Source organism: Candidatus Microthrix parvicella Bio17-1 (genome assembly GCF_000299415.1).
GTDB classification, from domain to species: Bacteria; Actinomycetota; Acidimicrobiia; order Acidimicrobiales; family Microtrichaceae; genus Microthrix; species Microthrix parvicella.
Genome location: NZ_AMPG01000001.1, coordinates 1,561,814 through 1,586,500, shown reverse-complemented (window position 1 = coordinate 1,586,500; position 24,687 = coordinate 1,561,814). Strand labels below are relative to the sequence as shown.

At 65.1% G+C, this 24,687-nt stretch carries 20 protein-coding genes, 2 pseudogenes and 1 riboswitch; of the genes and pseudogenes, 16 read left to right on the top strand and 6 right to left on the bottom strand.

The window, feature by feature from the left end; translation table 11 throughout:
* The first annotated feature begins 472 nt into the window (after window positions 1–472).
* Window positions 473–2,920, top strand: coding sequence for a PKD domain-containing protein (locus MPARV_RS0107620; protein WP_238538828.1), 2,448 nt, complete (start codon window positions 473–475; stop codon window positions 2,918–2,920).
* Window positions 2,921–3,704: 784 nt separating this feature from the next.
* Here MPARV_RS0107620 and MPARV_RS0107605 read toward each other — a convergent pair.
* A complete protein-coding gene (locus MPARV_RS0107605) occupies window positions 3,705–3,968 on the bottom strand; it encodes a hypothetical protein (RefSeq protein ID WP_020377812.1) in 264 nt (87 codons plus the stop codon).
* Between the two features lie 152 nt (window positions 3,969–4,120).
* On the opposite strand from MPARV_RS0107605, the gene MPARV_RS24625 reads away from it, so the two are divergent.
* The 4 genes and pseudogenes from MPARV_RS24625 to MPARV_RS0107590 all read left to right on the top strand — a co-directional run.
* Window positions 4,121–4,285, top strand: a complete 165-nt coding sequence (locus tag MPARV_RS24625) for a hypothetical protein (RefSeq protein ID WP_157789509.1) — start codon at window positions 4,121–4,123, stop codon at window positions 4,283–4,285.
* Window positions 4,286–4,291: 6 nt separating this feature from the next.
* Window positions 4,292–4,648 (top strand): S-layer homology domain-containing protein, encoded by a 357-nt coding sequence (locus MPARV_RS0107600; RefSeq protein WP_031277639.1) that lies wholly within the window; start codon window positions 4,292–4,294, stop codon window positions 4,646–4,648.
* A 21-nt stretch (window positions 4,649–4,669) separates the two neighbouring features.
* A pseudogene (locus tag MPARV_RS26250) lies at window positions 4,670–4,879 on the top strand (S-layer homology domain-containing protein); the annotation flags it as partial.
* 99 nt (window positions 4,880–4,978) lie between these two features.
* Window positions 4,979–7,069, top strand: a pseudogene (locus MPARV_RS0107590) (RCC1 domain-containing protein); the annotation flags it as partial.
* On the opposite strand, the gene MPARV_RS0107585 reads toward MPARV_RS0107590, so the two are convergent.
* The gene (locus MPARV_RS0107585; protein WP_157789508.1) at window positions 7,009–7,509 is read right to left on the bottom strand and encodes a hypothetical protein; all 501 of its coding nucleotides are present in this window, start codon (window positions 7,507–7,509) and stop codon (window positions 7,009–7,011) included. The pseudogene MPARV_RS0107590 and the gene MPARV_RS0107585 overlap by 61 nt on opposite strands.
* Between MPARV_RS0107585 and MPARV_RS0107580 the strand changes: the two genes are divergently transcribed.
* Window positions 7,508–7,705, top strand: coding sequence for a hypothetical protein (locus MPARV_RS0107580; protein WP_012230053.1), 198 nt, complete (start codon window positions 7,508–7,510; stop codon window positions 7,703–7,705). The genes MPARV_RS0107585 and MPARV_RS0107580 overlap by 2 nt on opposite strands.
* Window positions 7,706–8,256: 551 nt before the next feature.
* Here MPARV_RS0107580 and MPARV_RS0107575 read toward each other — a convergent pair.
* Window positions 8,257–8,595 (bottom strand): hypothetical protein, encoded by a 339-nt coding sequence (locus MPARV_RS0107575; protein ID WP_155852263.1) that lies wholly within the window; start codon window positions 8,593–8,595, stop codon window positions 8,257–8,259.
* Between the two features lie 306 nt (window positions 8,596–8,901).
* A riboswitch (cobalamin riboswitch) is annotated at window positions 8,902–9,039 on the top strand.
* Between the two features lie 66 nt (window positions 9,040–9,105).
* Here MPARV_RS0107575 and MPARV_RS0107570 point away from each other — a divergent pair.
* Together MPARV_RS0107570 and MPARV_RS0107565 are read left to right on the top strand one after the other, a co-directional pair.
* Entirely contained in the window at window positions 9,106–10,740 is a 1,635-nt protein-coding gene (locus MPARV_RS0107570) for an S-layer homology domain-containing protein (RefSeq protein WP_085951950.1), read from the top strand.
* Between the two features lie 70 nt (window positions 10,741–10,810).
* Window positions 10,811–11,272: a 6,7-dimethyl-8-ribityllumazine synthase gene (locus tag MPARV_RS0107565; protein ID WP_020377806.1), complete on the top strand. Its 462-nt coding sequence runs from the start codon at window positions 10,811–10,813 to the stop codon at window positions 11,270–11,272.
* Window positions 11,273–11,306: 34 nt separating this feature from the next.
* Here the strand turns inward: MPARV_RS0107565 and MPARV_RS0107560 are convergent, their stop codons facing one another.
* Window positions 11,307–12,716, bottom strand: a complete 1,410-nt coding sequence (locus tag MPARV_RS0107560; protein WP_020377805.1) for a wax ester/triacylglycerol synthase domain-containing protein — start codon at window positions 12,714–12,716, stop codon at window positions 11,307–11,309.
* Between the two features lie 214 nt (window positions 12,717–12,930).
* On the opposite strand from MPARV_RS0107560, the gene MPARV_RS22435 reads away from it, so the two are divergent.
* From MPARV_RS22435 to xseB, 5 genes are all read left to right on the top strand, one after another.
* A complete protein-coding gene (locus MPARV_RS22435; RefSeq protein WP_020377804.1) occupies window positions 12,931–14,208 on the top strand; it encodes an S-layer homology domain-containing protein in 1,278 nt (425 codons plus the stop codon).
* A 154-nt stretch (window positions 14,209–14,362) separates the two neighbouring features.
* The gene (locus MPARV_RS0107550) at window positions 14,363–15,994 is read left to right on the top strand and encodes an acyl-CoA synthetase (RefSeq protein ID WP_012230046.1); all 1,632 of its coding nucleotides are present in this window, start codon (window positions 14,363–14,365) and stop codon (window positions 15,992–15,994) included.
* 55 nt (window positions 15,995–16,049) lie between these two features.
* Window positions 16,050–17,933 carry an ABC transporter ATP-binding protein gene (locus MPARV_RS0107545; protein ID WP_012230045.1) on the top strand — a complete coding sequence of 628 codons (1,884 nt, stop codon included), beginning with the start codon at window positions 16,050–16,052 and terminating at the stop codon, window positions 17,931–17,933.
* A gap of 63 nt (window positions 17,934–17,996) precedes the next feature.
* Window positions 17,997–19,505 (top strand): exodeoxyribonuclease VII large subunit, encoded by a 1,509-nt coding sequence (xseA, locus tag MPARV_RS0107540; protein ID WP_012230044.1) that lies wholly within the window; start codon window positions 17,997–17,999, stop codon window positions 19,503–19,505.
* Window positions 19,502–19,765, top strand: a complete 264-nt coding sequence (gene xseB / locus MPARV_RS0107535; RefSeq protein WP_012230043.1) for an exodeoxyribonuclease VII small subunit — start codon at window positions 19,502–19,504, stop codon at window positions 19,763–19,765. Before xseA ends, xseB begins: the two co-directional genes overlap by 4 nt.
* 95 nt (window positions 19,766–19,860) lie before the next feature.
* On the opposite strand, the gene MPARV_RS0107530 is transcribed toward xseB, so the two are convergent.
* The gene (locus tag MPARV_RS0107530) at window positions 19,861–20,544 is read right to left on the bottom strand and encodes an alpha/beta fold hydrolase (protein ID WP_051011903.1); all 684 of its coding nucleotides are present in this window, start codon (window positions 20,542–20,544) and stop codon (window positions 19,861–19,863) included.
* Window positions 20,541–21,506 carry an alpha/beta fold hydrolase gene (locus MPARV_RS0107525; RefSeq protein WP_012230041.1) on the bottom strand — a complete coding sequence of 322 codons (966 nt, stop codon included), beginning with the start codon at window positions 21,504–21,506 and terminating at the stop codon, window positions 20,541–20,543. Before MPARV_RS0107525 ends, MPARV_RS0107530 begins: the two co-directional genes overlap by 4 nt.
* Before the next feature lie 289 nt (window positions 21,507–21,795).
* Between MPARV_RS0107525 and MPARV_RS0107520 the strand changes: the two genes are divergently transcribed.
* The 3 genes from MPARV_RS0107520 to MPARV_RS0107510 all read left to right on the top strand — a co-directional run bounded on the left by MPARV_RS0107520 (window position 21,796) and on the right by MPARV_RS0107510 (window position 23,902).
* The gene (locus MPARV_RS0107520; RefSeq protein WP_012230040.1) at window positions 21,796–22,041 is read left to right on the top strand and encodes a hypothetical protein; all 246 of its coding nucleotides are present in this window, start codon (window positions 21,796–21,798) and stop codon (window positions 22,039–22,041) included.
* Between the two features lie 113 nt (window positions 22,042–22,154).
* The gene (locus MPARV_RS0107515; protein WP_172636562.1) at window positions 22,155–23,267 is read left to right on the top strand and encodes a sensor histidine kinase; all 1,113 of its coding nucleotides are present in this window, start codon (window positions 22,155–22,157) and stop codon (window positions 23,265–23,267) included.
* A complete protein-coding gene (locus MPARV_RS0107510) occupies window positions 23,264–23,902 on the top strand; it encodes a response regulator transcription factor (RefSeq protein WP_020377802.1) in 639 nt (212 codons plus the stop codon). The genes MPARV_RS0107515 and MPARV_RS0107510 overlap by 4 nt, the downstream gene beginning before the upstream one ends.
* The last annotated feature ends 785 nt before the right edge of the window (window positions 23,903–24,687 follow it).

Here is a 24,687-nt window from a genome sequence, read left to right as displayed (position 1 = left end):
CCGGTACCCGGTTTGGTTGAAGCGGCGGCTGAGGTCGCAGTTGTTGAGTCGCTGGAACCGTCCGTCGTTGTAGTTGCCGCTGTCGTCGACTCGGTTTTTGAGGTCGGACTTCCAGTTGACTCGCCGCAGCTGCACCCGCACGCAAGCAGCGTGACCAATGTCACGCTCAGAAGGGGGTGTCGGATGAAGTGAGTTTGCACGAAAGCAGCTTATTATCCGCAAAACAATCCGGATGGGTCAGCAACCCGCACGCAGACCACCGGGGCACAGCGAGGAGACATGATAAATGGGTGGTCATAGTTCGACGTTTCAGCGGCTTCGCACCGGGATTGGTCTTGTTGCAGGCAGCATGCTCGTTGGTGCAGTGGTTGCTGGACCCCTAGCGAGCGCCGACCAGGCGTCTGCTCACGCGTCCGATACCGGTCGAGACACTGCAGCAGAACTGATCAACAAGCCGTACGCACCGGGCACGGTGAATATTGACGCATCTGCGCTGGCCTCTGGGGGCGGGACCGTCAAGGTCGTTTCGAACCCCGACGCCGGGTTCACCTCCGCAAGCGTGACCGCTTCGACTGAAGGTGACCTTGTTGATGTTGTCGGCACCCGTACGAAGCCGGTGGCTGCATCCTCGATGGTCAACACGTTCACCGTCGACGTGGCCAACGGTGACTCCGACACCAGTACGAGTGCGCTAACAGCCGAGGCGACATCATCGGACGGGATCTCAACGGTGTCGGCAACCCTCAAGGCGTCCGACGCCTCCGGCACGGTCCGGTCGATCACCGACCAGGTGTGGGCCACCGACTTCGACGGGGTCACCCTGGTCAGCGAGACGGGCGAACAAGACCTTCGTCTCCAAAAGGTCAGCCACCTTGAGAGCGCGGGGACGGTTGACGTCCCCACGGCGACGGCGTTGCGCAGGAAGATCCAAGGCGCCACCGGTTCCACCATGGCGTCCGCTGCCGCACCATGCGCCGACGTGTGTGTGTCCGGAACGATCGAGTGGACCGACTCCGCTGGCGGCACCCACCCGGTGCCATTCGCACCGGTTCAGATCCGCGATGACGAGACCCCGCCCCTCGGAGTTGACTCCGAACTGGTCACCACGGTGACCACGGGCCTCGACGGCACCTACAGCGCCACGGTCGACAACGACGACGGCCCCGGTCAAGGCAACCGTGACGTCTTCGTTCGGGTTCTCGCTGCAGGTGAGGACTTCAGCGTCGGTGGACAGTTCATCGAAAGTCCCGTCCAGTCCGAGGTTCCCTCCGGCACCGAGCTGACCGTTGACCTGACCGCAAACAACACCGATGACAACAACACGGCGTTCTCGCTGCAGAACGCTATGTACCTGGGCACCCAGTATCTCGACACCCGGGTGCCGGGCGGGCTGCGGTTCCTTGACGTCGTGTACCCCGACCCCGAGGGGTCGTTCTACGACGGTGAGGACTTGCACGTGCTGTCGTTGGACCGATTCGACTGGGACGTGATGCTGCACGAGTACGGCCACTTCGTGGCCAACCAGCTCGACATCGAGAACAACCCCGGCGGCGATCACAGCAGCGCCGACAACCTGTCGGTCTCCCGGGAGAGTAAGGAGATCGGCGTGCCGCTGGCCTTTGGCGAGGGCTGGCCCACCTACTTCGCTGTTTCTCTCCTGCAGATCCAGGGTGCAGCCGACCTCGGCGTTCCCAACGCTGGCGATTCGAAGTACCAGGACACCGAAGACCAAGTGATCACCGACGACTTAGAAGAGGGCGGTACGCTTGGCGAAGACAACGAGTTCACCGTCATGTCGGTCCTGTGGGACCTCTACGACACGCCCGAGGACGGACTCGACAAGGTCGCTTTGGGCGACAAAGTCGTCTTGGACCGTCTGGTGGCAGGCGGCGAGGACGACCCCGGGACCCTGTCGGACGCCTATCGCCTGATCGGGCTCGGCGGCGCTGGCGACGTCAACCCGGTGAGCTGCGTGTTCTCGGGCCAGAACGTCGCCCCCAGGTTGGCCGACCCCAAGGTCACCAGCGTGGGTAAGGACGACAAAATCCCGACCTTCACCTGGGACGCTGGCAACGGCGGCGATTTCCCGAACGACAGCTTCGTCGTGGAACTCCGCGACGCGACCGGGAACAAGCTGATCGAGTCGTCCGAGCCACTCGATGACACCAACTACAAGCCCTCCGCTGCTCAGTGGCTTTCGGCGCTGCGCAAGTCGGACGGAACCTTGCGGGTGGCGGTCGTCGGAACCCAAACCGCCGAGCCCGTGACCGGGCCCTACCGCAGCTGCATGACTGACATCGACGTGAAGCCGATTGCTGACGCTGGCGGCCCGTACAGCGGCACGACAGCCAAGGCCGTATCCCTTGACGCTTCAGTGTCGGTGGTTCCCGGCGGAACCATCGCTAGTTACGAGTGGGACTTCGACGGAGACGGCACCTACGACCAGACAACCACCAAGTCGACAACCACCAACGTCTACAGCGAGCCCTTCGACGGGAAGATCAAGGTCCGCATCACCGCTGGGGCCCCAACGATGAAGTCCAGCAGGCTGGCATTGGCCAAGGAAGGCGACACCGACGTCGCCGAGGCGGACGTCAAAATCGTCAGCGCACCCCCGCCTTCCACCAGCACCCCGCCGTCGACCAGCAACCCACCGTCCAGCAACAACAACCCGCCGTCCAGCAACAACAACCCGCCGTCCAGCAACAACAACCCGCCGTCGGACAACGGTCCCGTTGCAACAGCCGCCCCACGGCCAGTGGTCAAGCCCGTTGTCGTGCCGGTTGCCAAGCCGGTCGCGGTGACGCCGCTGCCGTTGGCCCGCACCGGTACTGGCCCACTTGGGCTGCTGCTTGCAGCCGCAGGGCTCCTACTCGGCGGCCTCGCCCTCCAAACGGTGAGGCGTCGCCGCAGGACGTGACCCAGACGGTTGAGCCGCGAAGCGGTCCGGGTGTTGCGTCGCCATGCAGCAGAGTTCAGCGCCGCCCGCCACCGCATCCAGAAGCCATTCGCCGCTGTAGCCGTCGAAGAGCAATAGCAGTTCAGGCAGAGCGGGTGGTGAATGGCGCGAATCCGCGCTCGGCGTACTGGCGTACCTCAGCGTTGGTGCTCTCGATTGACGCGTGGCAGCCGTCGATGATGACAGCTTGTCCAGTCGGTTCGTAGAGGAACCCGTCCGCGATACCCGCCTGCCGGGTACAACGGCGTGTTCGGGGTGGGTTTCGGTGCGGTCTTGGTGGCAGTCATAGAAGGGTTGCCCGGGTGCTTGGGCGGAGCTTCATGGAATGGATCACTCGGTATGAAGTATGGGCCGGAACGTAGACACCCATTAGCTGACCATCACGGGCAGACCTACAACCAAGATTCTATGGTCGGGTCGCTCGGGCGGTTCAGCATCGAGGGGCTATTCTTCGACGCGGTGGCGAAGGGCGTGCATCCTGTGGTGTCGCTGTCTCGGACTGCTCAGGTGGGTAGGTGATGGTGTGACCCGGTCTGGTGACTCTCATGCAGGTCGCCGGTCCTGTGACTGGCGTGGGATGACCCGGCAGGCCGCCATGCCGTCACCGAGTTGAGCTTCGTTGCTGCCGCCGCCCGGGTCGACGGCCAAGTCAGGGACCGATGTCGACGCCATGCGACGTCGATCTGCAGGTGGCTGCCCCTCCCCGACGCAGTGCTGAGCGCCAGCGGCGTGGCCATGAAATTGGTCATGATCGCTCCGGGTTTCCGTTACGTTCGCGGTCTGGCAGGTTCGATACGTCAACGTTCACCCGGTAGCTGGCAGCTGCGAATCTACGCATCCCCTGAGCGATCAGCCGTTCCTGGGCGATGATCAGCGGGGCCACTCTCCCAGTCAGGAAGCGCTTGCGATTGGCGACACACGACCCTTGAACTTCCTCACCGGGTTCGACCAGCGACGCGGCGGTGCTCGCCAAGTCCTGTTCGAAGTCTCGTTCCCCCCATGCGCTCACGCTACCCAAGCTTGGGACTTGCCCTCGGCAGGTCAATGAGTCCGGAACTACATCTACCGAAAACCTGGCTCATCTCGGGACGCGCTTCCGACCCGACCATTGTGTGAGCCGACACCCGGCTTCATCCGAGTCAATCGGGATCAGGATTCAGCATGACCACCCAGCCAGCGACGGCGGCGCTCGCAAAGGTGCAGCCTGGCGGTGGCGGCATCGGTCGGGACTACCAGGGCATCTACACCAGGACCCTCGAAGGTGATTCCCTATTTGCGGGTTCGGAGGTTGGACGTAGACATTGGGGTCATCTGGGCATAGCGTGACTTCCCATGGTTCGTCAATTCGTCCGCCGTGTGTGGGTTGTTTGGTTGCTGGTGGTGGGCGTGACGGGGGCGTTGGGGGCTCCGGTGGGTGCGGAACCGGGAGCGGTGCGGGGGGTCGATGATGTCGGGGGTGGTGGTTCGTGTGTTGCTCCAGAGCCGCACGGGTTCTCTGATGTGCCCACCGGTTCCTATTTTGATGTGGCGGTCAGTTGGCTGGTGAGCGCTGGAATTACGACGGGGACCTCGCCGGGGAAGTTCTCGCCGTCGCAGTCGGTGACCCGGGCTCAGATGGCGGCGTTTTTGTGGGGCAATGAGGGTGCTCCGGCTCAGTTGGGTTCGAACGGATTCTCCGATGTTCCTTAGAATTCGTATTATGCCGATGCGGTGACGTGGCTGGTCGGTGAAGGGATCACCTCGGGGACCTCGCCGGGGAAATTTTCGCCGTCGCAGTCGGTGACCCGGGCACAGATGGCGGTGTTCTTGTGGCGGGTTGCCGGCTCGCCGGAGCCGAAGGGTCCGAACGGATTCTCCGATGTTCCTTCGAATTCGTATTTCGCCGATGCGGTGATCTGGCTGGTCGGTGAAGGGATCACCTCGGGGACCTCGCCGGGGAAGTTCTCGCCGTCGCAGTTGGTGACCCGGGCACAGATGGCGGTGTTCTTATGGCGGTCGTCGTGTTTGAACACACCCGTGGCCATCACTGCCGGCGCGGACCATTCGTGTGCGCTGAAACAGAACGGCACCGTGTTCTGCTGGGGCCGAAATGGATTTGGTCAACTCGGGGAAGGCACGACCGTAAACAGGTCGACGCCCATACCCGTGAGTGGCCTCACCGGCGTGACCGCAATTGCTGCCGGGTCGGTTAATTCGTGTGCGCTAAAACAGGACGGCACCGTGTTCTGTTGGGGCTACAACGGTGACGGTCGGCTCGGGGATGGGACCACCACCAATCGGTCGGTGCCCACTGCGGTGTCCGGGCTGTCAGGGGTGACCGCCATTGCGGAGGGGTCCGCTCACACCTGTGCGGTCAAACAGAACGCCACGGTGGCCTGCTGGGGGCTCAACGGCAGCGGGCAACTCGGGGATGGGACCACCACCAATCGGTCGGTGCCCATTGCGGTGTCCGGGCTGACCGGAGTGAAGGCGATCAGCGCCGGATCCGACCATACGTGCGCGCTGAAACAGAATGCCACCGTGGTGTGTTGGGGTTCCAACAGCAACGGTCGGCTCGGCGACGGAACCACCACCGACCGAAAGACACCCACGCCGGTGTCCGGTCTCACCGGCGTGACCACTATCGCCGCCGGGAAAAGTCATTCGTGTGCGGTGAAACAGGACGCCACGGTGGCCTGTTGGGGCTACAACGGCAACAGTCAGCTCGGTGACGGCACCGCCACCAACCGGTCGACGCCCACCCCGGTGCTCGGCCTCACCGCAGTCAAGGCAGTCACGGCCGGCGAAGCTCATTCGTGTGCGTTGAAACAGGATGGCACTTTGCGTCGTTGGGGGGCCAACGGCGACGGTCGGCTCGGTGACGGCACCACCACCAACCGCTTGACGCCCTACCCGGTTATCGGGCTGCCCGATGTTGCTGCGGTCGACGTCGGCGGTTCTCATTCGTGCGCGCTCAGACACAACGGCACCACATGGTGCTGGGGGGCCAACGGCGACGGTCAACTCGGTGACAGCACCACCACCAGCCGGTTAACGGCTACCCAGGTGTCCGGGCTCACCGGAGTGATTGCGATCAGCGCCGGTTCGGAGCATACGTGCGCGGTCAAACAGAACCGAACCGTGGTCTGCTGGGGGGAGAACGGCAGTGGTCGGCTTGGTGATGGCACCACGGCAGACCGGTTGATACCCACCCTGGTGACTGGGCTCACGGGGGTCACCGCCATCATCGCAGGCCGCGAGTATTCGTGTGCGCTCAAACGAAACGGCACCGTGGCCTGCTGGGGGGACAACTCCCTCGGTCAGCTCGGTGATGGCACCACCACCAACCGCTTGACCCCCACACCGGTGACCGGGCTCACCGGGGTCACCGCCATCACCGCAGGCAGCGATCATGCGTGTGCGCTCAAACAGAACGGCAACGTGGACTGCTGGGGAAGCAACGCCCACGGTCAGCTCGGGGACGGCACCACCACCCTAAAGAAGACGCCAACCCCCGTGACCGGCATCTCCGGTGTGAGTGGGATCGATGCCGGCGTGAGACATTCGTGTGCGTCCAAGCCGAACGGCGTCGCGGCCTGCTGGGGATACAACGACTATGGGCAGCTCGGTGATGGGACCACCACCGAGCTGCTGACGCCAACCCTCGTGACAGGTATCGCCGGAGTCGCCTCGATCACCTCTGGCTCCTCCTATTCGTGTGCGCTCAAACAGAACGGCAACGTGGACTGCTGGGGAAACAACGCCTACGGTCAGCTCGGTGATGGAACCACCACCAACCGACCGACGCCAGCCCCCGTGACCGGTATCGCCGGAGTCGCCTCAATCACCTCTGGGGGTAATCACGAGTGTGCGATCAAACAGGACGCCACCGTGGGCTGCTGGGGATACAACTACATCGGGCAGCTCGGGGACGGCACCACCACCGACCGAACAACACCCACCGCGGTGCCCTGGCTCGACGGGGTGACCGACGTGGCCGCGGGCGGCACCTATTCGTGTGCGCTCCAGAAAAACAGTACGGCGTACTGCTGGGGATCCAACTCCTCCGGTCAGCTCGGGGATGGTTCCATGATCGACAGGGTGACGCCCACACCGGTGGTCCGGTTGTGACGGGGTACTAGCGCGGTCAGTCCAACCGCACGTCGACTGTCACGGTGAAGCGGTTGAGGATGGAGGCGTCTCCTTCCCATGGCCGCCATCGCTTTAGGGCGATCGCGGTCGTTCCTGCGGCGGCGACGCTCAGGCTCGGTAGCCACGCCGCCACTGCCCGCCTCGCCGCTGGACGTCTCGTATCCCGCTTCGTCCAGCACGATGGATACGCCGGTCACGGGCTCGAGCTCCCACCGGTAGCCGGTCGTGGGATCATCCAACACAGCCAGCAGGATCGTGTCGCCGACATCAGCGTCGATCGCCGTTCCATCCTCAGCGTCGGTCACCTCGCTGGTGGCCATGGGCTTCACCCGGCCCGAGACCCGGGGCTCACACACTTCGAGCCGATCAGAGGAATTCGACTGCGATCGATCGATTGAATCCTCGATCATCGGGCTCATGGCGCACCTCCATCTGGATGGCAAGAGTTCGCCGCACTATCCGACCGGCCGTGTGCTCATCGAGAACGTGCTGATGCTGGCAGTGGAGATGGGGGCCGAGCCGGTTGACCGGGCGAGGTGGGACGAATGCTGCGAGCGCAACCGTTTCAACTTCGCGCTCGGCGCTACGTGGGGGCTCCCGGTGAGCCGCGCCTGAGTCACCGGAGCCTCGCAACGCGACGGATTTAGCTGCATGCGAAGAGTTCGCAGGTCGACCCGCAGTCAGGCGTAGCAGCACCTCTGCAGCGTCAGCGGCCCTGAGCGCCGCGCTGTCAGGGTGTCGGGCGTAAAGTGACCTGCCCGGTGGGACGAGGAAATGGTGAGTCGAGCCAAGTCGCGTGGTTGGTCGGACTGTTTGACAATGGGGGCACTGGGGAGTTGCCGATCGGTGGGTCGGCGGCGGCCTGGCTCGAGAGTGCCGTGGCCGGGCCTCTCGAATCGCTTCGCTGGTACGGTCCCCGATTTGGCTTGGGCCGAGGGAGCGAACACCATCCAGTTCCTCGTCGGTCGGATCGAGCTCGAGCGGATCTCCGCCGACGACTTCAACAAGGCCATCTATGAACGCTTCCGCCAGGGCCGCCACGCGGCCCAGTACTTCGATCCGTCCAAAGCAGAGAAAACCGAACCGGATGCCGGGCGGGCGCTGTCGACAGCAACCCGGGCGCTTTCCCAGACCAGAGCAGTCATCGACGGCGGGGCCGTCGGACCTTACTTAACGAGGGTTCGGTCGAGGTCGATTGGCACCAGTGGGCGGGAGGTGACGGTGTGGTGGAAGGGCCCTTCGTCATTGACCGTCCGCCGCCCGTCGTGTCCGGTGAACCGGGCCGTCCACGATCCGAACAGGTAGGCGCGCTCGATGCCCTCGATGTCAGCCAGTGCTGTGCCGGGTGCCGATGGAAACGCTCGTACGAGGATCGCCGAAAGACCCCCGAAGTAAGGCGCTCCCGTCCGCCGACCCAAGTCGGCCACCGAGAATTCGTCGTCCGGCGCGCCCATGATCGATGGCAAGATCTCGGCCTGCTGCTGGGATCGTAGGATCGGCAGCAACGATGGGGTGGCACTCCTCGCCCCATCGGCATCCATAGTTTGAATATGACCTCTCAGTATGCGGATACACCAGCCAATGCCGTTCGCAGGGTGTCGAACGGATCCCTGGTGTGAAATCGGTGAGAGCCGGTGGGTTGTTGGGCGGGTGTGGCTCAGAGTGGGGCGACAGATGAGGATGGGTGTGATCCGGTGCTCCGAGCGCCACTCGAGTGGTGGTTCGACCGTCGTGGCGCCTCGGCGAGATCGAACCAAGTCACAACCTGAGCAGCGGCGGTGACTTCGGGCTCAGCCGTTCGCCGCAGCTTGCGTTAAACCGCCAGCTGTGCTTGTCTGGCTGAGATCACACGAGGACAGGGGAAGCCGGTCAAAATCCGGCGCTGACCCGCAGCCGTAGGTGGGGTTCGCCCCACGAGTCGGAATGCCTGACCCCGTGCGCTCCCCTGTTAACCGTCGAGGAATTGCGGTTCGGAGCGGGACACCCTCCCGCTGTCGTACCCGGGAGAGGCCCCAATGTCATCTATCACCCACCAGCGAGTGCGCCCCGCTCGACGTCCAGCCGCCATGGCGACCGTCGCAGCAGTGCTGCTGACACTCGGCCTGATCAATCCGGTCGCTGCGGCGCCGCCGAACAACCCGGGCTCGTCGGCGGCCGGCTGGCTCGCCGCCCAGGTCAACGCCGACGGGGTGATCGAGGGATACAGCCCGGGCCAGGCCGACTACGGCATGACGCTTCAGGGCATTATCGGGCTTGCCGCAGCCGGCGCCGAAGGACCGACCGCCCGGCAGATGCTCGACGCGGTCAACGACGACATCGACACCGTCGTCGCCCCATACGGCGGGGACGACCCCGGCCGTCTGGCCCTGGCCACCCTGGCCAACGTCGCCCTTGGCGAGGATCCGACCGATGCCGGCGGGACCGACCTGGTCGCACGCCTCCAGGCCACCCGGCGGACAGTGTCGCCCGACATCGGCCTCTACGGCAGCGGCGACCCAACCTATGACGGCGCCTTCCGCCAGGGCCTGGCGCTGTTGGCGTTGGCGTCGGTGAACAACGATGACCCCGACGGTGAAGCCTGGCTGACCGACCAGCAGTGCGACACCGGTTCGTGGGTGGCCTACCGGGCCGACACCGCCGTCCCATGTCCCGCCGTCGACGCCGCAGCCTTCTCCGGCCCCGACACCAACTCGAGCGCCATGGCCCTGATGGGCCTGGCCACCCAGGGGGTCACCCCGGACCACGACGCCGTGACCTGGCTCGACGGCGTTCGCACCTCGACCGGCGGGTGGCCGTACTTCGGTGATGCCACCGAGCCCGCCGATGCCAGCTCGACCGGGTTGGTGCTCGCCGCCCTCCGAACCGTCACGGGCGCCTCCGACACCGAGGGCCTCGCCGCCCTCCGCACATTTCAGATCCCGTGCGAGGCCGGGGACCCCTCCGATGTTGGCGGCCTGTTCTTCCAGGCACAGGAGGATGGCAGCGAACTGCCCGACACCTTTTCGACCACCCAGGGCCTTTGGGGCCTGGGTGACGTTGCGTTCCCGGTGGTCGACGCCGCCATGGCCGATCACATCGAAACCGACTGCCCGGTCTCTTGCTCCTCACCCGCGCCGCACAGCTTCACCGACGTCGCGCCGACCGACTACTTCAACACCGCTGTCTCCTGGCTCGTCGAGTCGGAGATCACCGCCGGCGTCGCCCCGGGCCTCTACCGACCGAACAGCGTCGTGAATCGCGGTCAGATGGCCCAGTTCCTCTGGAAGGCCGCCGGGAGCCCGGAACCCGCCGAGACATACAGCTTCACCGACGTCGCGCCGACCGACTTCTACTACACCGCTGTCTCCTGGCTCGTCGAGTCGGAGATCACCGCCGGCGTCGCCCCGGGCCTCTACCGACCGAACAGCGTCGTGAATCGCGGTCAGATGGCCCAGTTCCTCTGGAAGGCCGCCGGAAGCCCGGAACCCGCCGAGACATACAGCTTCACCGACGTCGCGCCGACCGACTACTACTACACCGCTGTCTCCTGGCTCGTCGAGTCCGAGATCACCGCCGGCGTCGCCCCGGGTCTCTACGGCCCCAACCGCCAGTTGACACGAGGTCAGATGGCCCAGCTCCTCTGGAAGGCCGCGTGCGGGGCTTCGGCCTGACGGCCGCACTTCCGGTCGTTCAGGTTCATGGTTGGCTGCCCCTGCACACCAGGTTCTACGGTGCCAGCTCATGACCGAAACCGACCGCTCTGAAGCCTTTCCCACGTTGGCATTCGTTCGGGCCGGGTGGCACGCCGACCTGGTCGATCAGGCTCTCCGTGGGTTTCTTGAGGTCGCAACACCAGACCGTGCAGCAGTCGAGACGTTCGAGGTTCCCGGGGCCTTCGAGTTGCCCCTCCACGTGAAGGCGTTGGCCACGACCGGTCGCTTCGATGCCGTCGTCGCGGCCGGGCTGGTGGTGGACGGAGGTATCTACCGGCACGAATTTGTGGCAGATGCAGTGATCGGCGGACTGATGCGTGTTCAACTCGATGTGGGCGTGCCGGTGCTCTCCTGCGTGCTGACCCCGCATCACTTCCATGAGCACGAGGACCATCAGCGCTATTTTGCCGAGCACCTGAAGGGCAAGGGCAGGGAAGCGGCAGAAGCGTGCTTCGCAACACTCGAGGCACGCTCCAGACTGGAAGCGTGAGCGAGGTTCTACTCAGCTCGGGGGCTGCTGATCGTCACGTGGGACGACTTGAGCTGTTGCCTTGGCCCCCGCCGAGTTGGAGCACCTCCTCAAACCCCTCGATCAGACATGCAATGAACGCCTCGGGGTCGGCCACCGCGCCGAGGTCGGCCGTGACTCCGACGTTGCACGTACCCGCATAGGACATGAGCGTGAAGTTGGCGCTTGCCCCAATGGTGGGCCCAAAGGGATAGAAGCCAGTCACGCGGGCCCCGCCCACGTAGACGGAGTCACGAAACCCGGGCACGTTGCTGGCCAGGAAGTCGACGTGCTTCAGCATGCCGCCCGTGACCGATTGCGGCAGCAGGTTGAGAGCGCCGGCAATGAGGTTTGAATAGGGGATCGCCGGCTCATGACGCCACTCCTGGCTGATGCGGTCGATGGCCCGGATCCGATCTGCCGGGTCGTCCAGCCCCACCGGAACGACCATGCGGGTGAGGGTGATGTGGTTGCCACCCTCTTGGTCGTCGGCTGTCCGCAGGGACACGGGCATGGTCACCCGCAACTCGTCGACGGGTTGGTCGTGTCGGTCGTGGTAGCGGGCCAGCCCGCCGGCCACGGCCGCCATGAACGCATCGTTGACCGTGCCGCCGGCAGCGTGGCCGGCCCGTCGCAACTCCGCAAATGGAACGTCGAGTGCCTGGTACCGCCAGGCCAGGCGACGGCCGGTCATCAGGGGTGACAGGGTGTGAGTGACCGGTCGGACGAAGTTGGCGATCGAACCCGCCACCTTCAGGCTGCGGCTTGCCGCACCGATCGGGTTGCGGGCGAGGTCGACCATGTCGCCGGGAAGGCGGCGGAGCCGGTCACCTGCAAAAGCGGCGGTGCGGGACATATTGGAAGAGATCGAGTCGATGGCGAGGCGGGCGGTGGAAGTGCGGTCGGCCGGGGGCACATCCGGCATGGGTCCGGGGTCGGCCGGTTCCCGTTGAAGGTCAACCACGTGCTGGGCGAGTTGGATGGCCCCAATCCCGTCGGTCAACGAGTGGTGCACCTTCATCACCAGCGCCGACCGGCCCTCGGTGAGGCCCTCCACCAACGTGAACTCCCAAAGTGGCCGTGCCGGATCGAATGCGGTCATCCCGGAGGTGCAGGCGAAGTTGATGACCTCCTCGAGGGTGTGCGGCGCCGGTGCGGCCACGCGACGCAGGTGCCAGCCGAGATCAAAGTCCGGGTCTGGGACGCGCCGCACCGGACCAAGCCGCAACGGCGGGTGAACGAGGAGCGAGCGAAACGAGGGGGCCAGCCGGGTGGCCCGTTCCATCCGATCGACCAGCACGTCCCAATCGGGCGTGCCGTCAAACAGCGCCACGGCCACGATGGTTGACCGCAGCAACGGGTCCTCCTCCATGTGCATGGCGAACGCATCGGTCTCCCGAACCACCGGATCGAGGTTTGCGGCCATTGGATCTCCCTCGTGGTCATCGACGGACCGAACCTAGGTCCAATGCCGTTCGGCGGCCAGGGTCGATGGTCCCGAAGCAACGGAGTCGACGATGGAGGTGGGGAAGGAGATGGGTGGTCACAGTGATTCATCTGTGAGGTCTCATTTTTGTGGCATGTGACGTTGGGCATGCGCTTCAATGAAAGGTCAACCCGCCCGCACCAAAGGATGTTCCATGCGCAAGCTCGTCTCGGCAGTGATGCTGATGTCCATCGCCGTCGTCGGTCTCGGCTCCGCCAACCCCGCCGGAGCCACAGCCGGCACCACCAACATCGACTATCGATGCGTCGCCACCTATGGGGAACCCACCGTGGAAGGTCTCTACACCGACACGGTGCGCGATGTGGTGCGAGACCAACTCGACGCGGCCTTGGCGGCGAATCCGATATCTGTGAACGTCGCATATTCCACGCCGAGCAACGGCTCGCCCGGCAGGCCGTTGAAGTCGGACCCGTCGTTCAGCGTGAATGCCGCAATCCCGCAGTTTGAGATCCCGGTGGTTCCCGGCTCGGACGTCAAGGAAGCCAACCTGACCGTGCAACCCGGCGGCTACGGAACGGTCAACATGGCAGGTGCCGGTGTGTCGCCCGCAGCGATTCAGCAGAGCTTTCCGGTGCCGGCATGGAGCCCGCTCAACCTGAAGAGCCCGCCCGTTGGCGGCGTCAGCGCGCCGGTCACGATCTCCGGTAGCGCCACACCATCGGCCTTGGGCACCATCAACTACCAGCCCGGCCCGGTTCGCCTGGTGGCTTCGGTGTACCTCAGGGTGAACATCCTCTTCAACAACAACAAGGTCACACAACCGCTGGTGCTCGACTGCCTGCCAGAGGCACCCGTCGCCAACGTGGGCCCAGGTACCAACGTGGTGACCGACCCGTACCCATGCCGGGCAGACCGCCCCGCACCGCCGCACGGCTTTAGCGATGTTGCGTCCAACAAGTTCTATAACAACTCGGTGTCGTGGCTGGTGGCGTCCAACATCACGTCCGGTGTGGCACCCGGCCTCTTTGGACCGGACAAGACCGTGACGCGGGGGCAGATGGCGGCGTTCCTCTGGAACCTTCAGTGCAAGCCCGAAGCCACTTCCAACCATACGTTCAACGACGTGGCCCCGCCCGCCTACTACGACACACCGGTGTCGTGGCTGGTGGAGGCGGGAGTCACCGGTGGCGTTGCTCCCGGTAAGTTCGGGCCGAGCGCCAAGGTGACCCGCGGTCAGATGGCAACGTTCCTGTGGGCGCTCGCCGGTTCGCCCGCCCCTGTCGGCTCGCCCGGGTTTGTAGACGTGAACCCCGAAGCGTCCTATGCGACCCCGGTGGCCTGGTTGGTGGAGGCTGGCGTCACCGGAGGCACGTCGGCCACGACGTTCTCGCCCAGCGCGCCGGTCACGCGCGGCCAGATGGCTGTGTTCCTGGATCAGTACGACCGGAACGTTTGGCCCCCCACCGTCTGAGCGTCCGAGCGTTGCCTGGGCGGGTGGAGCCGCCACTCCGCTCAGGCAACGGGTGTCTCGTCCGACCTTGTCGTCTCGACGATCCACTGTTGTGGCGTTGGTCCGGGCCAACCAGAAACGAGAACCTGTTCTGATTCGGTGCTAGAACCACCCGATGGGGTTCAACATCGCAGATCTGTTCGAGCGCGCCGTGGACGCGGTGCCCGATCGGACCGCAGTCGTGTGCGGTGACAGGTCGCTGACCTTCGCCGAGTTCGATGCCGAGTCCAACCGGCTGGCCAACCACCTGCTGTCCGAAGGCATCGGGACCGGCGACCACATCGGCATCTACGCCCAGAACTCGGTGGAATGGCTGATCGCCATGATCGCTGCGTTCAAGGTGCGTGGCGTGCCGATCAACATCAACTTTCGCTACGTCGAAGACGAACTGGTCTACCTGTTCGACAACGCCGACCTGGTGGCGTTGGTGCACGACCGGGGCTACGTCGACCGGATCGCGTCGGTGACCGAGCGCGTGCCCGGGTTGCGGCACCTGGTGACGATCGAGGATGGGAGTGATGCCGACCCCGCCACGATCGGATCGGTCGCGTGGGCAGACGCAGTTGGGGCGGCGAGCACCGACCGTCCGCAGGTGGAACGCTCCGGCGACGATCACTACGTGCTCTACACCGGGGGCACCACCGGCATGCCCAAGGGTGTCGTGTGGCGCCATGAGGATGTCTTCTATGCGCTGGGTGGAGGCGTGGACGCCTACACCAACGAACGCATCACCCACGGGCAGGAACTGGCCGACAAGGCACGGGCCTCCGACGCACCGATGGTGGCCCTGAACACACCGCCGCTGATGCACGGCGCCGCGCAATGGGGGTCGCTGCGGTTTCTCTTCGAGGGCAACACCGTGGTGTTCGTTCGCAACTTCAGCCCCGAAGCGGTGTTTGACGCCATCGAGGCCAACCGGGTGACCACCATCGTCATCACCGGCGACGCCATGGCCCGCCCGTTGGTGGAAACCCTGGCCGAACAGCCCGACCGTTGGGACCTGTCCTCGCTGTTCGTCGTGTCCTCCAGCGCAGTGGTGTTCAGCCCGTCGCTGAAGGAACAGATGTTGGATCTGCTGCCCGACATCATCATCGTTGACGCCATCGGCTCGTCGGAGAGCGGCATGAACGGCATGGTCGTGCAGACCAAAGGCGAGACAGCCACCCACGGCGGGGGAGGGCCGACGGTGAAGGCCGGGCGCGACGCGGCGGTGTTGGACGACGATCTCAACCCGATGGAACCGGGCACCGGCGTGATCGGCAAGCTGGCCCGGGGCGGCAACATCCCGGTGGGCTACTACAAGGACCCCGTGAAGACCGCCGCCACGTTTGTCACCGCCGCCGACGGCAACCGTTATGCGGTTGCCGGGGACTTTGCCAGGTTGGAGGCCGATGGCACCATCACGCTGTTGGGGCGGGGCTCGGTCTGCATCAACTCGGGCGGCGAAAAGATCTTCCCAGAGGAGGTCGAGGGCGTGTTGAAGGCCCACCCGGCCGTGTACGACACCATTGTGGTGGGCGTTCCCGATGACCGCTGGGGCCAGGCGGTTTGCGCCGTGGTGCAGCCGAGGGACCTTGAGGCGCCGCCGTCGTTGGCGTCGCTGGCCGACCACTGCCGCTCGCATCTCGCCGGGTACAAGCTGCCCCGCCACCTGGTGCTGACCGACGAAATCGTGCGCTCACCCAGTGGCAAACCCGACTATCCGTGGGCCAGTGTGCTGGCAAAGGAGGAACTCGGCCTCGATTGATCTGCGGAGCCGCCTGCGGGAACACATGGCAGCCCCAGTACGTTGAGCGGACCACATGCACACTTTCAGCTACATGCGCAACGCCCGGATGGGCATCGACGAGGACGAACGCCCCACTCGCCAGACCGTCCGCCGGGTGATGACCTTCGCCCGGCCCTACCGTCGTCAACTGATCGCCTTTGTCGCGGTGATCGTCATCGAGTCGGTGCTGGCGCTCATCCCAACGCTGGTCTTTCGGGAACTGATCGACAGCACCATCCCAAACAAAAACACGAGGCAGTTGGCTGTGTTGGCCGCCGCGGTGATCGCCGTAGGACTGGTCAACGCGGCACTGTCGCTGCTGGAGCGGTGGTGGTCGGCCCGTATCGGTGAAGGGCTGATCTACGACCTTCGGACCGCGCTCCACAACCATGTTCAGCGAATGCCGGTGGGCTTTTTCACCCGCACCCGCACCGGTGCCCTGACCAACCGGATGAACAACGACGTGATCGGCGCCCAACGGGCGCTCACCGGCACGCTCGGGTCGGTCGCCTCCAATGGCGCAGCCCTCACCGCCACACTGATCACGGTGTTTGCGTTGGAATGGCGTCTCACGCTGCTGTCTTTGGTGCTGTTGCCACTCTTTCTCGTCCCGGCCAGCCGGGTGGGTAAGCGGTTGGCCGGCATCACCTTGGAGGGCATGAACCTCAACGCCGAGATGAACACCGGCCTGACCGAACGGCTGAGCGCATCGGGTGCCCAGTTGGTGAAGCTGTACGGCCGATACGACGACGAACAGGCCACGCTCGACAGTCAGGCCGCCCGGGTGCGCGACATCGGGGTGCGTCAGGCGATGACCGTGCGCACGTTCATGACCGGACTCGAACTGGTCGGCACGGTCGCCCTGGGTGTGCTCTATTGGCTGGGCGGCATGCTGGTGGTCAATGGTGGACTGACGCTGGGCACGCTTGCAGCGCTTACCATCTTGATGCCCCGAATCTACCAGCCACTCAGTGCGTTGAGTAATACGCGGGTGGACGTCATGGGGGCCCTGGTGAGCTTTGACCGGGTGTTCGAGGTGCTGGATCTCCCCAACCCGATCACCGATGAGCCGGGCGCTATCGGGCTGATCGCTCCGGCCGGTGCGCTCGCCTTCGACCACGTCGACTTTGCCTATCCCGGCAGTGAGTCCACGTCGATCGCCTCGCTGGAGGCGGTGGGGGAGGATCATCGCGAGGGAGGCCCGGTGCTGCGCGACGTGACGGCCACCATCGAGCCCGGCTGGACCGTGGCGTTGGTCGGCCCATCCGGTGCGGGCAAGACCACGCTGGCATCACTGGTGCCCCGTCTGTGGGACGTGACCGACGGCGCCATCACCGTGGACGGGCACGACGTACGGTCGGTCACCCAGGACAGCCTTCGGGCCGCCATTGGCGTGGTACCTCAGGACCCGCACCTGTTCCACATCACCGTGGCCGAAAACCTGCGCTACGCCCGTCCTGATGCCACCGACGAGGAACTGCGCGAGGCCGCACGTGCCGCACAGGTGCTGCACGTGATCGAGGCGTTACCCCAGGGGTTCGACACCGTGGTGGGCGAGCGTGGTTACCGGCTGAGTGGCGGCGAGAAGCAACGTGTGGCCATCGCCCGCATGCTGCTGAAGGACCCGTCGATCGTGATCCTCGACGAGGCCACCTCCAGCCTGGACACCGAGTCCGAGGCAGCCGTGCAGCGGGCACTGGGCACAGCGCTGCTGGGCCGCACGGCGCTGGTGATCGCCCACCGGCTTTCCACGATCGTCGGCGCCGACCTGATCCTGGTGCTGGACGAAGGCAGGGTGGTCGAACGAGGCCGACACGATGAGCTGTTGGCCGTAGAGGGCCTGTATGCGGCCCTCTACCGCACCCTGGTGGAGGGTTCGGGATCGATGCTGCCCGAGGTCGAAGCCGTGGTCGGGTAGGGACTCCTCGGGGTTTGTCGCTCGGTGGAACCCAACCTCCCGATCGGGCGGTAGCCTTCGCCGGTGGCCGCTCCCACCTTCACCGTCGGAGAGCTGATCGATCAGGCCAACGTCGCCCTTGCCGGAATGTTTCCCGGCGAGGTGTGGGTGGAGGGCGAGATCCATAACAAGGGTCGTCCGTCAGCGGCCGGGCACACCTACTTCAGCCTGGTGGAGGCCCGCACCGACCCGCTCACAGGACGGAAGCAGAACGCCACGATCAATGTGGCCTTGTTCAACAAGGCACGCGATCGCGTCAACCGTCACCTGCGACGCGCTCACGGTCAGGTGCGCATGGACGATGGCGTGCGCGTGCGGTTGCGGGGCACGGTGGCGATCTACCCCGCCAGCAGCACGTTTCAAATGGTGATGGTGGGCATCGACCCCACGTTTACGTTGGGCAGCCTGGCCGCCGAACGGGCGGCGTTGCTCGGCCGCCTGGAGAACGAGGGGCTGATCGGTGCCAACGCAGCCCGTCCGCTGAACCCGCTGCCCCTGCGGGTGACGTTGATCGCCAGCCGAGGGTCGGCCGCCGAGGCCGACTTTCTTCACGAACTCGAGCTCAGCCGATTGGGCTTTCAAATCAGAAGCATCGACACCCGGGTGCAGGGTGTCGACGCCCCCGAGGAACTGGCCGCGGCGCTTTCGCTCGCAGGCTCGTGCCCTGCTGATGCGGTGGTGCTGATTCGGGGCGGGGGCGCCCGCACCGACCTCGCCGCGTTCGATGCCGAGGTGGTGGCGCGTGCCATCGCCGCGTGTGGGCACCCGGTGCTCACCGGTATCGGCCACGAGGTGGACACCTCGGTGGCCGACCAGGTGGCTCATGGCGCCTACAAGACTCCCACCGCCGTGGCGGGCGCCTTGATCGAGGCGGTGTCAGCCCGAGCTCACGAGGTCGAGGAGTGCGCTGCCCGGCTGGCACGGGTGGCCGACGCCTCGCTCACCGACGCAGAGCGCTCCTTCGGCGAACGTCGCACCCGGTTGCGAGATGCGGCGGTGCGAACCACCGAGGTGGCAGACGCTCGCGTGGCCGCCGCCTTCCCCCGGGTGGCGGCGGCGGCTCGTCGGTCGGTGGGCCACAACGAGCGCATTGCGCAGAACGCATCGGCCAGGTTGCCGGTCATGGCAAACGCTGTGCTGCGGGGCGCCGAGGCGGTGCTCGCCGAACCCGTGCGCCGACTCGGCCGGGTTGGATCGCAACTGGACCTCGCCGAAGAACGACTCGATCACCTCGGGGCCCTGGTGGAAGCCGTCGATCCGGCGCGCCTGCTGGCCCGGGGATACGCCATGGTGCTCAAGGAGCCCGAGGGCGCGGATTTCAATGGGGGCGCCGGTCGCCTGGTGCGCAACGTGAGTGACGTGGCGGTTGGCGACCGGTTGGGCATCCGCCTCGCCGACGGCACGGTCGCCGCCACCGTCTCCGGGATCGGCCACCGTCGTCGGCCTGATGCGAACCCCGCCGCAGAACGGTCGAGCCCAGACGGCCTGCCGAACAGCCACGTTCACACGAATGACTCCGGAGATGACCAATGAGCGACACCGATGCCCCAGCGACCGGCGATGAGGACGTCGTCAACCCAGCCGACGCACAGATGGGGTGGGCCGATGCGATGAGCGAACTGTCCACGATCCTTGCCGAACTTGAACGAGACGATGTCGATCTTGACGTGCTTGCCGACCGGGTGGAGCGGGCAGCCTGGTTGATCGCAGTGTGTCGGGACCGAATCGCCGGCACTCGGCTGCGGGTGGACGAGTTGGTATCTGAGTTGGCTCAGGATGACTTGACCGAATGATGCGACGTGGCGGAAGGAGTTGACCCGAGCGGCCCACCCGTCGTTCGGGGTGGACGTGTCCAGGACAAGGGTGGGTGCGTTTTTGGCGGAACCGGTTAGGCCAGGTCGCGTTCCAGGTCGGTGAGGGCGTCGGGGATCGATCCCTCCAACACGCCGGCCTCGTCAACCACCGCCTCCAGCCATGGGGGGCGCACGTGGGCGCATACCCACAGCGGGTGCCGGTTTGGATGTGCAGTCAGCACGAACCGAGCGAAGGCCTGGGCGTAGTCCTGTGGGCGCACGTCGGTGGCCAGGTCGGTGAGTGCCCAAGGATCGGGGGTGCCCGCCCACTGCTCCGCCGGGGCAACGATCGAAGGGCTGCCCGGTTCGGTGCCACCACCGGCGATACCCGGACCGTCCGACAACACCACGCCTGGCACCTGGGCTGAGCGGAGCCCGGCCAGCAGCAGCGCCACGTAGGCGCCCAGCCCGCGCCCGACGAGAACCGCCGAGCCGACGTGGCGTAGGGCCGCGTCGGCATCGGCCACCAGGGTCTCGGAGGTGTAACCCCCGCCGCGAGGTATCGAGGAGTCTCCATGGCCTGTGAAATCCAACCCGTAGATCGGACCCTGCCAGGATTGAGCCACCTGGGTCGGTGGCGCTTCAGGTGTGGCTTCGCCCAGGCCGTGGAGCAACAGCAGGTTGGGACCCTCACCGTCCACCAGACGGTGCAGCGCCAGGCTGATACGTCCGTGGCTGATCATGGTGGGAACCGGCGAAGGTGCTGAGGAACGGCTCACGACAGAAACTCTCCAATCATGTCGGCCACCAGCTCAGGGGCCTCGATGTGAACAAAATGACCGACGCCATCGAGCGTCTCGAAGCGGGCGCCGGGGGGCAGGTAGGCATCGACGTCGCCCGGCCGGGTTCCCCAGCCCATCTCCTCCAGTTCCAAGCCGAGCACCCCAAGAAAGGGCACACCCAAAGCTGGCAGCCGAGCCATCGACCACTCGGGCCGCCACGGCCCCAGTCCGCCCATCCGCAGCGTGGGATCGATCTTCCAGCGCCACCCATCGTCGTCTTCTCGCGCTCCAACGGTCACGAGGTACTGCAACCATTCGGGGCTCATGCGGATGTTCATGCGGGCGCGCCGCCGGGCCAGACCCTCGATGGTGCCGGGCCGTCGCTGCTTGCCTTCAAGCGATGCCCGGTGGTTGAGCCAGGCCAGTGCCGCCTCGGACATCATGGCGTTGCGCTGTTCGGCCACGTCGGGAACGAAGCGCCTCGACGGCAGACCATCGAGGTTGATCAGGTGGCTGACGCGGTGGGGCATCACCTCGGAGAGCTGCATGGTGAGCACGCCGCCCTTGGAGTGGCCAATCCAGGGGATTGCCCGATCGGTGGTGCTGTGCAGCACCGCGGCTGCGTCGCGGATGTCGGCCTGAAAGGAGTACAGGTCGGCATGGTCAGAGTCACCATGACCGCGCTGATCCCAACTGACCACCCGCCATCCGGCGTCGGCAAGTAGTGGGGCAAACCCGTTGAGCGTCTCGGCGAAGTCGAAGCCGCCGTGGGCCATCAACAGCGGGGGACCATCGGCGTCACCCCACTCCACCACCGAAATGTTCACACCGGAGGAGTTCACCCGTCGGCGCCGGTCGGGGCGCCGGGCACCCGCAAATGCGCCGGCCACCGCCTCCGTGATGGGACGGGGCGCCTGCTCATCGTCGTCGGCGGGTGGGACTGTTGAGGTATCGCTCACCTGGCAACCTCGCTGTTTTGAAGGGTATCGGTTGACTGTTTGTAACCGGGACGACCGCAGCATACGAAACGCCAACTAGGTCAAGCGTCACAGCTGCTCCGAAACGATGTACGGGAAGCGCCGGTACTCTTACTGCTATCTAGGCAACGACCGCGCCCACTCTGCGCCCCGACGGGGCTGGGCATCGATGGGTCATGCAGGTCGACCTGCGAGGCTCAGCTTCCCCAAAGACTGCGTCGAAAATGCTTTCAACGAGCGTAATCGAGCTGGCCGAGTTGGCCACGCTGCGATGCACCTTGCCTCTGGGTGGAGTGGACGATTCGAACCTGAATCTGGGCCTGCCGCCGGTGCTGCGGCCAACCTGGGCCCGCTGGTCAACTCCCTGCGGTGGGGAGCGCTCGGATACTGGTTGGTCGCTGTGGTCCTGATTGTGGCAATCGGCCGGGGCCCGGCGCTCGGCCTGTTGAGCGCCGGCCTGGGTTGGGCAGCGGTGATCCCGGGCATGGTGCTGACGGCCGAACCCTCCTACCAGTGAGCTCGCAGAAGGTAGTCCCGGTAGCGGCAATGTTGGCTGGGTTGTCTCTGGTCGGGTTCGGACGGAAACGTTTGCTTGACGTTGAGGCCCGGCGGCTCAATCTCAGCCGACGGGTGAGCGCGCTCAGTGAAACCAACGACCTGTTGAGCGCGCTCAACTCCATCGCCAGAACGCTGCCCGACTCGCTCAACATGCGCGATGCGATCGACTCGGTGCGTCAACAGCTGTTGGAGAGCTTTCAACCGCAGGTGATGGCTTTGCTGGAGCGAGACTCCTCCGGGGCGTGGACGCCGCGTCTCGTCGAGGGAACTCAGTTCTCGCTCAATACCGAGACGGAAGAACTGCCGGAGCCGTTGGCCATGGCAGTCGATCAATTCGCTCCTGTCCTGTGGCCTTCGTTGGAGGGAGAACAGGGTCTGAACGAAGGCTCCTCCAGTGGCATGTACACCGCGTTGAGGGCGCGCGATGAACTGGTCGGTGTACTGGGTATCGAGACGACCCGCCCCGTCGGATACGGGCAGCGGGAGGCCAATCTGTTGTCGGGCCTGGCCGACCTGGCAGCGCTCACCTTGGACAACTCTCGACGATTTGGGCACCTTCGCATCTTGGGGGCTCAAAATGAACGGACCAGGATTGCTTGCGATCTGCACGATCGGCTTGGCCAATGGCTCACGTACTTCAAGATGGAGCTGGAGCGCGTCAGTAGCCGCTCCGACCATGACCTGGAGCTGCTCCGGCTGAGCTGGGAAGCGGCCGAAGCGCTCGACGAACTGCGGGAAACCCTGCGCGAGCTCCGGTCGGAGGTCAACGACCAACGCACCTTTGTGGGGGAGGCGAAGGAGTTGATCGTCAGGCTGGAAAGGCGGAGCGGTCTCTCGGTGAGCCTCGTCGTTGTCAACCCCGGCCAGACGTTGACCCCTCCGGTTGAGACCGAGATGCTTCGCATCATGCAGGAATCGCTGAACAACGTGGAGAAGCACGCCAAGGCCTCGATCGTATCGATCACGTGGAACGTGACTCAAGGAGTTGGCGCCCTGACCGTTGCTGATAACGGCAAGGGTTTTGAAAGGTGCCAGAGTGCGCGCGACAACTCATATGGTTTGATGGGAATGCGAGAACGAGCGGATGCCATCGGTGCTCGCATCAACATCTCCAGCGACCTCGGGGTGGGCACCACGGTTACCGTTTCTACGGCCGATCTTCATTCGAAAGGACCTCATACATGACGAGAATTGTTTTGGTCGATGACCATCAGGTACTACGCGATGGCATCAGACGCAGCCTTGAAGACGCCGGTGAGGAGGTGGTGGGCGAGGCCGGTGATGGCGAGGAGGCGGTGGCAGTGGTGGCCCAAACCCGCCCCGATGTCGTGCTGATGGACCTGGAAATGCCGGTGTTGGACGGCGTGGAGTCGTGCAAACGCATTCTGGCGCAGTTTCCCACCACACTGGTGGTGGTCTTGACCATGCACGAGGACGTGGCACGCACGCGGGCCGCACTGTCGGCCGGAGCGGTTGCCTACCTCACCAAGGGCACGTCGATGAACGAGGTGATCGACGCTATTCGCAACGTGGTGGCGGGCGAGACGGTGTTGTCGGTGGAACTGGCAATGTCGATACTGAGGACGGCAGATGAGAGCGGCGAGGTCAACGACCTTCTTTCGGATCGGCAGGTCGAGATCTTGCAGCGCATTGCGGATGGGTTGAGCACGAAGCAGGTTGCTCGTGAATTGGGGATTTCCCATAAGACGGTGTACAACCACCTCAATGCCATCTACCGCCGGTTGGATACTCAGAGCCTGACCCACGCCGTGCTCTCGGCGGTGCGCAAAGGCATCATTCACCTTGATTCAGAAGAGTGAGCCGGAGGCACATTCCGCCCCGTTCGTTCAGGGTCTTGCCCATGTTTTCGAGTGCTTGGGTGTCGAACCTGACTGTGAGAACTCTGGCAACCACGGTCGACGAGATGTGATGAGCCCTTTCCCGCGACGACCAGGACTCGCCCTCACCGGTTCGTTTTCTGTGCGCGTCATGTTGGCCCTGGTGACTTCGTCGGCGGTCACGGCAGGCGTGGCCGGACCGTTGGCTGCCCAGGCGCTCGATGTAAGAAGCAATCAGGTCGGTGTCGCAGCGTTCCCAGACCGGTTGGGTTTCCCGCTCGACGATCAGCCCAATCGTGGCTCAATGGTTGATGTGCGGAATCCAATCACCCAAACGGGCGAAGCCGTACAAAGCGATGCCGTGCAAACCAATGCCGCAGCCCCGAATGCCCCACCTCCAGCCGCTCCGACCGCATCGGACCTTCCGGAAGCAGCAAACGTTCCCGCCGAGGCGGGAGCTTCCAGCGGGCGGTGCCGACGTCGTCACAAGTTGGGTCGAAAGTCGGGAACTTTGCGGGAGACGGTTCCGTTGGCGGAGGCACCAAGGGCGATGGCTCCGGTTCTGGAGGTTCAGAATGGCTCGATGTCGAGACACTCAGCGAGGGTCCGCGCGTGCTCCGTGTTCTTGCCAACGCGCCGGGCCGAGGCGAGGTTGCCGTCTCGGCCACGTTTGCCGTCCGGCCTGCTGTGGGGGAGTAGGGCCACCAAACCGTCGGGTGACCGCCCGGTGGATTCCGTCCGGGACCCTGCAGCCGGGCCCGGTACCA